Annotated in this window: 3 protein-coding genes and 1 pseudogene; 1 reads left to right on the top strand and 3 read right to left on the bottom strand. The window is 68.7% G+C overall.

The genetic code is table 11. The annotated features are described in order from the left end of the window. The coding region (locus ACLN58_RS21340) for a hypothetical protein (RefSeq protein ID WP_415857221.1) at positions 1 to 212 on the bottom strand (212 nt) is incomplete at its 3' end. Positions 213 to 327: 115 nt separating this feature from the next. Continuing rightward, on the bottom strand, positions 328 to 873 hold the full coding sequence (locus ACLN58_RS21335) for a CGNR zinc finger domain-containing protein (protein ID WP_415857220.1): 546 nt from the start codon (positions 871 to 873) through the stop codon (positions 328 to 330). Between the two features lie 77 nt (positions 874 to 950). Here ACLN58_RS21335 and ACLN58_RS21330 point away from each other — a divergent pair, with 77 nt between their 5' ends. Beyond that, positions 951 to 1,919: an EamA family transporter gene (locus tag ACLN58_RS21330; protein ID WP_415857219.1), complete on the top strand. Its 969-nt coding sequence runs from the start codon at positions 951 to 953 to the stop codon at positions 1,917 to 1,919. A 12-nt stretch (positions 1,920 to 1,931) separates the two neighbouring features. Here the strand turns inward: ACLN58_RS21330 and ACLN58_RS21325 are convergent. Then, positions 1,932 to 2,201: pseudogene (locus ACLN58_RS21325) on the bottom strand (heavy metal translocating P-type ATPase); the annotation flags it as partial.

Genomic DNA, 2,201 nt, shown 5'->3' with positions numbered 1-2,201 from the left:
TCGGCCACGACCGGGGCCCCCATGCGGTGCAGCATTTCGCCGACATTCTCGCGCGCGGGAAGCGGGGAGAGGTCCGGGAGGGTGAAGCGCAGTGCGCCGGCCCCGGGCGGCTCAAGCTCGGCGTCGCCGAGGCCCGGCATGGCCACGAGCCCCTCGTACCGCGCGCCGCGGACGAGCTTGCGCAGCAAGGCCCGCAGCGAGGTTGCTGGCATTGCGGATGACCACCCCCTCTGACTTGCTGGTTTGACCTTGTCGGTTTCGACCTTGTCGGTTTGACGTGTCGAATTAATCTGTCCGAAGGGTACCAAGCCGAGGGCGGTTAGCCGGTTAGCCTGCGGCCTTGCGCTCCCGATAGGCGCGGACGTGGATGCGATTCGCGCAGTTTCCGGTATCGCAGTAGCGCTTTGAGCGGTTCTTCGAGAGGTCGATGAGAACGGCCTCGCAGTCGTCCGCGGCGCACACCCGGAGGCGGTCCAGCTCCTTCGAGCGGATCACGTCGACGAACGCCATCGCGGCCTCCGTCCCCATGCGCTCGGAGAGGGGCGCCTCAGGCGTGGTCGCGTGCAGGTGCCAGTCCCAGTGGTCGTGTTTGACGAGCTGGGGCAGGGCCCGCGACTCCTGCAGGATCGCGTTGACGAGCGTCACTGCTTCGTCCTCGGACGCGTCCCACAGCGTCCGAAGGCGCTGCCGCAGGGTGCGCACGGAGGCGAGCTCGTCGTCGTCGTGCGTGCGGGAGCCTGTGAACTCCTCCTGTTCGAGGAAGCGATCCAAATCGCCGCTCGTGCGCAGCTGCTCGCCACCCTCGGAATCGAGCGTGTTGACGAGGTTCACGACGCTGCGCAGCGCAACTTCTGTGTCAGGTGCGAACAGCACTTTGACTCCTGACTCCTCTCAGGTCTACTGTCATCACCATACACTCACTTTGGTCCTGACATCTTTGGAGGTGCCCCGTGCTGTCCGCGAACCGCTCGGCGTCCGGTCTTGTCTACGCGCTGCTTTCGGCGGCGACGTTCGGCGTCAGCGGCCCGCTCGGCAAGTCTCTCCTCGAAGCGGGCTGGAGCCCGGGCGCGACGGTCGGGACGCGCATTGGCCTCGCGGCGCTCGTGATGCTCGTGCCGACGCTCGTCATGATGCGCGGGAAATGGGGCCGGCTCCGGCGCGGCGCGGGGATCATGGCCGCGTACGGAACGGTCGCCGTGGCGCTGTGCCAGTTCTGCTTCTTCAACGCCGTGGCGCGCATGAGCCCGCCCGTCGCGCTCATGCTCGAATACCTCGCCCCGATCGTCATCGTGGGTTGGCTCTGGCTCCGCACGCGCCGTCGTCCGGGCCTGGCGACGATCGGCGGAACGATCGTCGCGATGCTCGGGCTCGTGCTGGTCCTCAACCTGTTCAGCGCGACGCGCGTCGACCCGATCGGCGTGCTGTGGGGCATGGGCGCGGCCGTATGCCTCGCCGTGTACTTCATCCTCTCGGCGAAGGCCGACGGCGTCCTGCCGCCTTTCGTCGTGGTCGGAGGTGGGATGGTGTTCGGCGCGCTGGGCCTCGGCCTCCTCGCCCTCGTGGGCGTGCTTCCGCTGTCCGCGACTTTCGGCACGGTCCACCTCCTGGGCACCGAGACGAGCTGGATCGTGCCGGTGCTCGGCATCACGCTCGTGGCCGCGGTCATCGCCTACTCGCTCGGCATCGTCGCGGTCCAGCGGCTTGGCGCGAAGGTCGCGAGCTTCGTCTCGCTCACCGAGGTGCTGTTCTCCGTGCTCGCCTCGTGGTTCATGATCGGGGACGTCCCGGCTCCCATCCAGGCGCTCGGCGGCGCGCTCATTGTGGTCGGCGTGATCCTCGTGCGACTCGATGAGCTCCGCTCCCCACGTCCCGAGCCCGCGCTCGAGGAGGCCGCGCCCGAGGCCGTGCCCGCGAGCTGACGCGGGTTGGCGCTAGCGCGCGAACCGCGTGAGCCGCAGCGAATTCGCGACCACGAGCACCGAGCTCGCGGCCATCGCGGCGCCGCCGATCATGGGATTGAGCAGGCCGAACGCGGCGATCGGGATGCCGATCGTGTTGTAGGCGAACGCCCAGAACAGGTTGGCCTTGATGGTCCGGAGCGTGGCCCGCGAGAGCTCGATCGCCGTCGCGACCTGCGCGAGGTCGTCCGCCATGACCGTGAGGTCCGCGGCCTCGCGCGCCACGTCCGTGCCCGAGCCCAT

This window comes from Sinomonas sp. G460-2 (genome assembly GCF_047759905.1).
Classification (GTDB): Bacteria; Actinomycetota; Actinomycetes; order Actinomycetales; family Micrococcaceae; genus Sinomonas.
Note: the sequence above shows the minus strand (reverse complement) of the source record. Positions and strands in the feature narration are given on the sequence as shown.